Consider the following 6711-nt stretch of genomic DNA (forward strand, 5'->3'; position numbering starts at 1 on the left):
GATGCCGCTCGATGTTTCGGCGCAGTGACGAAGGGGTGGGGCGTGTTACGCCGCTGTGAACCCCTGGGTCACGGACATGTAACGGCGGTACCTTCCGGCCCGGGGCGGCCGGGGACGCGGACCGGCCGCGACAGCCCTCCCGTACTGCCCGACTCGGCTCCCCCGCCGCAAGGACACAGGGACGACTGCCGCGGCCGGTCCGCGTCCCCGGCCGCCCCGGGCCGGAAGGTACCGCCGTTACATGTCCGTGACCCAGGGGTTCACAGCGGCGTAACACGCCCCACCCCTTCGTCACTGCGCCGAAACATCGAGCGGCATCGGCGGAAACGGCGCTGCGCCAACCTCTGGGCCATAACCGGCCACCCCTCACGGCCAAGCCGCCCTCCGGCCCCGCCCCGCACAGGCCGTACCGACGACGAGGAGACGCCGATGGCACCAGCCATCACGACCCTGGCCGCAGACGCCCCCGAGCTGTCTGCCGCGAACACCGGGTTCATGCTCATCTGCTCCGCCCTGGTCATGCTGATGACCCCGGCGCTGGCCTTCTTCTACGGAGGAATGGTCCGCGTCAAGTCCACCCTCAACATGCTGATGATGAGCTTCATCAGCCTCGGGATCGTCACGATCCTGTGGGTGCTCTACGGCTTCAGCATCGCCTTCGGCACCGACTCCGGCTCGATCGTCGGCTGGTCCTCCGAATACGTCGGCCTCAGCGGCATCGGCATCACCGAACTCTGGGACGGCTACACCATCCCGGTGTACGTCTTCGCCGTCTTCCAGCTGATGTTCGCCATCATCACCCCCGCCCTGATCAGCGGCGCCCTCGCCGACCGGGTGAAGTTCACCGCCTGGGCCCTCTTCATCACCCTCTGGGTCACCGTCGTCTACTTCCCGGTCGCGCACTGGGTCTGGGGCGCCGGCGGCTGGCTCTTCGAGCTGGGCGTCATCGACTTCGCCGGCGGCACCGCCGTCCACATCAACGCCGGCGCCGCGGCCCTCGGCGTCATCCTGGTCATCGGCAAGCGCGTCGGCTTCAAGAAGGACCCGATGCGCCCGCACAGCCTCCCGCTGGTCATGCTCGGCGCCGGCCTCCTGTGGTTCGGCTGGTTCGGCTTCAACGCCGGATCCTGGCTTGGCAACGACGACGGCGTCGGCGCCGTGATGTTCGTCAACACCCAGGTCGCCACCGCCGCCGCCATGCTCGCCTGGCTGCTCTACGAGAAGATCCGCCACGGCTCCTTCACCACCCTCGGTGCCGCCTCCGGCGCCGTCGCCGGCCTCGTCGCCATCACCCCCTCCGGCGGCTCCTGCTCCCCGCTCGGCGCGATCGCCATCGGCGCCGTCGCCGGTCTCGTCTGCGCCATGGCCGTCGGCCTCAAGTACAAGTTCGGCTACGACGACTCCCTCGACGTCGTCGGCGTCCACCTCGTCGGCGGAGTCATCGGCTCCCTCCTCGTCGGCTTCTTCGCCACCGGCGGCGTCCAGTCCGACGCCAAGGGCCTCTTCTACGGCGGCGGCCTCGACCAGCTCGGCAAGCAGGCCATCGGAGTCTTCGCGGTCCTCGCCTACTCTCTGATCGCGTCCGCGCTCCTCGCACTGATCATCGACAAGACGATGGGCATGCGGGTCAGCGAGGACGACGAGGTCTCCGGCATCGACCAGGTCGAGCACGCCGAGACCGCGTACGACTTCAGCGGAGCCGGCGGCGGCGCCTCCTCGCGCTCCACCGCCGTCCTCGCCCCTGCCGCCCCGGAGACCAAGAAGGTGGACGCATGAAGCTCATCACCGCAGTCGTGAAGCCACACCGGCTGGACGAGATCAAGGAGGCCCTGCAGGCCTTCGGAGTCCAGGGCCTCACGGTCACCGAGGCCAGCGGATACGGCCGCCAGCGCGGCCACACCGAGGTCTACCGCGGTGCCGAGTACACCGTCGACCTCGTCCCCAAGATCCGCATCGAGGTCCTCGTCGAGGACGAGGACGCCGAACAGCTCATCGATGTCGTGGTCAAGGCGGCCCGAACCGGCAAGATCGGTGACGGCAAGGTGTGGAGCGTGCCCGTCGAGACGGCCGTAAGGGTCCGTACCGGCGAACGCGGTCCGGACGCACTGTAAGCACGCGAACCAGGGAGCTGCCGGGTGACGAGCGTCGAAGTGAGTACACAAGCGGAAGACTCGGGACCCAGCGGCTACGCGGCGGCCCGGCTGCGCCTTCTCGGTGAGAAGGCGCGGTCCGGGCCGCCGCGCCGTGCGGCCCTGGCCCGGCTCACCGACGACTGGCTGAACGCACTGTTCACCGCCGCCGGGCCGCCCCGGGGGGTGGCGCTCGTCGCCGTCGGCGGCTACGGACGCGGCGAGCTCTCCCCGCGCAGCGACCTCGACCTGCTCCTGCTCCACGACGGCACCGCCGACCCGGGCGCCGTCGCCACCCTCGCGGACCGCATCTGGTACCCGGTCTGGGACCTCGGCCTCGCCCTCGACCACTCCGTCCGCACCCCCGCCGAGGCCCGCACGACCGCCGGAGAGGACCTCAAGGTCCAGCTCGGGCTCCTCGACGCCCGGCACGTCGCCGGCGACCTCGGACTCGTCACCGCCCTGCGCACCACCGTCCTCGCCGACTGGCGCAACCAGGCCCCCAAGCGGCTGCCCGAACTCGACGAACTCTGCCGGGAGCGCGCCGAACGCATGGGGGAGCTCCAGTACCTCCTCGAACCCGACCTCAAGGAGGCGAGGGGCGGCCTGCGCGACGCCCAGGTCCTGCGCGCCGTCGCCGCCTCCTGGCTCGCCGACGCCCCCCGCGAGGGCCTCGACGACGCCCGCCGCCGCCTCCTCGACGCCCGCGACGCCCTCCACCTCGCCACCGGCCGCGCCACCGACCGCCTCGCCCTCCAGGAACAGGACGCCGTCGCCCAGGAACTCGGCCTCCTCGACGCCGACACCCTGCTCCGCGAGGTGTACGAAGCCGCACGCGTCATCTCCTACGCCACCGACGTCACCTGGCGCGAGGTCACCCGCGTCCTCAAGGCGCGCTCCGGCCGCCCCCGGCTCCGCTCCCTCCTCGGCGGCCGGTCCGGCGGCGCGAAACAACCCGTCGAACGCACCCCGCTGGCCGAGGGCGTCGTCGAGATGGACGGCGAGGTCGTCCTCGCCCGCACCGCCAAACCCGAACGCGACGCCGTCCTCCCGCTGCGCGCCGCGGCCGCCGCCGCCCAGTCCGGCCTGCCGATCTCCCTGCACGCCGTACGCCGCCTCGCCGCCACCGCCAAACCCCTGCCCGTGCCGTGGCCCGCGGAGGCCCGCGAGGAACTCGTCACCCTGCTCGGCGCCGGAGAACCGGCCGTCCCCGTCTGGGAGGCCCTGGAGGCCGAAGGGCTCGTCACCCGCCTCCTCCCCGACTGGGAACGCGTCCGCTGCCGCCCCCAGCGCAACCCCGTTCACACCTGGACCGTCGACCGGCACCTCGTGGAGACCGCCGTACGGGCCTCGTCCCTGACCCGTCGCGTCGGCCGGCCCGACCTCCTCCTCGTCGCCGCCCTCCTCCACGACATCGGCAAGGGCTGGCCCGGCGACCACTCCGTCGCCGGCGAGACCATCGCCCGCGACGTCGCCACCCGCATCGGCTTCGACCGCACCGACGTCGGCGTCATCGCCACCGTCGTCCGCCACCACCTGCTCCTCGTCGAGACCGCCACCCGACGCGACCTCGACGACCCCGCGACCGTCCAGGCGGTCGCCACCGCAGTCGGCACCCCCGGCGCCCTGGAACTCCTCCACGCCCTCACCGAGGCCGACGCCCTGGCCACCGGCCCCGCCGCCTGGTCCACCTGGCGCGCCTCGCTCGTGGCCGACCTCGTCAAACGCGTCGCCGGCGTCCTCGCGGGCGAGCCCGCCACCGAACCGGAACCCTCCGCACCCAGCGCCGAACAGGAACGCCTCGCGATCGAGGCCCTGCGCACCGGGGAGGCCGTCCTCTCCCTGCACGCCGAAGCCGAGAACCCCGGCGACGAACCGGAACCCGTAGGCGTCGAACTCCACATCGCGCTGCCCGACCAGCCGGGCGTCCTGCCCGCCACCGCCGGCGTCCTCGCCCTGCACCGGCTGACCGTCCGCGCCATGGACCTGCGCGCCATCGAACTCCCCACCGAGCTCGGCGCGAGCGCCGTCCTCGTCCTGAGCTGGCGCGTCGCCGCCGAGTACGGCTCCCTGCCCCAGGCGGCCCGGCTCCGCGCCGACCTCGTCCGCGCCCTCGACGGCTCCCTGGACATCCCCGCCCGGCTCGCCGAACGCGAGGCCGCCTACCCGCGCCGCCGCGGCGTGACGGCCCCACCGCCCCGCGTCACCGTCGCGGCCGGCGACTCCCGCCTCGCCACCGTCATCGAGGTCCGCGCCCAGGACGCCCCCGGCCTCCTGCACCGCATCGGCCGCGCCCTCGACGCAGCCGCCGTCCGGGTCCGCAGCGCCCACGTCTCCACCCTCGGCGCGAACGCGGTCGACGCCTTCTACGTGACGGACGGCACCGGCGTCCCCCTGACGACGACGGACGCCACGAAGGTCGCCGAGACTCTGGAGGCGGCACTGCGCGGATGAGCACGGGGAGCGGGGGCGTCCTGGGCGCGGACCTCGATGACGGTGGCGAGGCGGGAGTCGCCGGCCGCGACGGTGACGCGGGGTGGTGGGGCCGTCACGCCGCGGCGGCGCGGGTAGGCGGCGGTGGGCGCGGTCTTGGCGAACCGAAGGCGCCGAGGTCTCCCAGGCGCTGAACCCCGCCCAGCAGGTCATCAAGATCGTCAACGAGGAGCTCGTCGGCATCCTCGGCGGCGGTCGCCCGCTCCTTGACCTGCTTGATGAACGCCCGGACGACGGGCAGGGCGACGTCGGCCTCGAGGAGGGCGATACGGATCCCGCGCGGTACCCGATACCCTGGAGGGCAATCCGTCCGCCCGCCCCCGACACCGAGGATCCGCGACCGCCGTGTTCGACACCCTCTCCGACCGCCTTGCAGCGACTTTCAAGAACCTCCGCGGCAAGGGGCGCCTGTCCGAGGCGGACATCGACGCCACCGCGCGCGAGATCCGTATCGCCCTCCTCGAGGCCGACGTCGCCCTGCCCGTCGTCCGGGCGTTCATCAAGCAGGTCAAGGAGCGGGCGACCGGCGCCGAGGTCTCCCAGGCGCTGAACCCCGCCCAGCAGGTCATCAAGATCGTCAACGAGGAGCTCGTCGGCATCCTCGGCGGCGAGACCCGGCGCCTGCGGTTCGCCAAGACCGCGCCCACCGTCATCATGCTCGCCGGTCTCCAGGGTGCCGGTAAGACCACCCTCGCCGGAAAGCTCGGCCTCTGGCTCAAGGGCCAGGGCCACTCCCCGCTGCTGGTCGCCTGCGACCTCCAGCGCCCCAACGCCGTCAACCAGCTCAGCGTGGTCGCCGAGCGCGCCGGCGTCGCCGTCTACGCCCCGCAGCCCGGCAACGGCGTGGGCGACCCCGTCCAGGTAGCCAAGGACTCCGTCGAGTACGCGCGGACCAAGCAGTACGACGTCGTGATCGTCGACACCGCCGGCCGCCTCGGCATCGACCAGGAGCTGATGCAGCAGGCCGCGGACATCCGCGACGCCGTCAGCCCCGACGAGGTCCTCTTCGTCGTCGACGCCATGATCGGTCAGGACGCGGTCAACACCGCCGAGGCCTTCCGCGACGGCGTCGGCTTCGACGGCGTCGTGCTCTCCAAGCTCGACGGCGACGCCCGCGGTGGTGCCGCGCTCTCCATCGCGCACGTCACCGGCCGCCAGATCATGTTCGCCTCCAACGGCGAGAAGCTGGACGAGTTCGACGCGTTCCACCCGGACCGCATGGCGTCCCGCATCCTCGGCATGGGCGACATGCTCTCGCTCATCGAGAAGGCCGAGCAGACCTTCAGCCAGGAAGAGGCCGCCAAGATGGCCTCCAAGCTGGCGTCCAAGAAGGGCCAGGAGTTCACGCTCGACGACTTCCTCGCCCAGATGGAACAGGTCCGCAAGATGGGCTCCATCAGCAAGCTCCTCGGGATGCTCCCCGGCATGGGGCAGATGAAGGAGCAGATCAACAACATCGACGAGCGCGACGTCGACCGCACGGCCGCCATCATCAAGTCGATGACCCCGGCCGAGCGCCAGGACCCCACGATCATCAACGGCTCCCGCCGAGCCCGTATCGCCAAGGGCTCCGGCAGCGAGGTCAGCGCCGTCAAGGGCCTGGTCGAGCGCTTCTTCGAGGCCCGCAAGATGATGTCCCGCATGGCCCAGGGCGGCGGCATGCCCGGCATGCCCGGGATCCCCGGCATGGGCGGCGGCCCCGGACGGCAGAAGAAGCAGATCAAGCAGGCCAAGGGCAAGCGCAAGAGCGGCAACCCGATGAAGCGCAAGGCCGAGGAGCAGGCGGCCGCCGAGCGCCGCGAGCAGGCGCAGGCGGGCGGCGCGTTCGGACTGCCCGCCGCCGGCCAGGGCGGCCAGGACTTCGAGCTCCCCGACGAGTTCAAGAAGTTCATGGGCTGAGGCCCGGTGACCAGGGGCCCGGAGCGGTGAGGAACCGCTCCGGGCCCCTCGTCGTCCGCCCGGATCACCCGGAATGCCCCGATGATCCGCCTCTCCCATACTGAGGCCATTGCCGCCCCGAGGAGAGCAGCGTGGCCAACCCCGTGCCCCCGCGCGACCGGACCGACCAGCCGTGGCGCTCGGAAGGGGC

General features: G+C 72.2%; 4 protein-coding genes and 1 pseudogene. 4 read left to right on the forward strand and 1 reads right to left on the reverse strand.

The features are described from left to right. Positions 1-429 precede the first annotated feature (429 nt). From EAO71_RS23890 to EAO71_RS23900, 3 genes are read left to right on the forward strand one after another with little or no spacing between them, the layout of a single operon-like run. Entirely contained in the window at positions 430-1776 is a 1347-nt protein-coding gene (locus EAO71_RS23890; protein ID WP_147979869.1) for an ammonium transporter, read from the forward strand. After that, positions 1773-2111, forward strand: a complete 339-nt coding sequence (locus tag EAO71_RS23895) for a P-II family nitrogen regulator (protein WP_069170469.1) — start codon at positions 1773-1775, stop codon at positions 2109-2111. Before EAO71_RS23890 ends, EAO71_RS23895 begins: the two co-directional genes overlap by 4 nt. Before the next feature lie 24 nt (positions 2112-2135). Beyond that, positions 2136-4583, forward strand: a complete 2448-nt coding sequence (locus EAO71_RS23900; protein WP_147979870.1) for a [protein-PII] uridylyltransferase — start codon at positions 2136-2138, stop codon at positions 4581-4583. A gap of 222 nt (positions 4584-4805) precedes the next feature. On the opposite strand, the pseudogene EAO71_RS40090 reads toward EAO71_RS23900, so the two are convergent. Beyond that, positions 4806-4902: pseudogene (locus EAO71_RS40090) on the reverse strand (signal recognition particle receptor subunit alpha); the annotation flags it as partial. Positions 4903-4967: 65 nt separating this feature from the next. On the opposite strand from EAO71_RS40090, the gene ffh reads away from it, so the two are divergent. Continuing rightward, positions 4968-6521 carry a signal recognition particle protein gene (gene ffh / locus EAO71_RS23910; protein WP_147979871.1) on the forward strand — a complete coding sequence of 518 codons (1554 nt, stop codon included), beginning with the start codon at positions 4968-4970 and terminating at the stop codon, positions 6519-6521. The last annotated feature ends 190 nt before the right edge of the window (positions 6522-6711 follow it).

It is taken from the genome of Streptomyces sp. MS191, from assembly GCF_008042125.1.
Classification (GTDB): Bacteria; Actinomycetota; Actinomycetes; order Streptomycetales; family Streptomycetaceae; genus Streptomyces.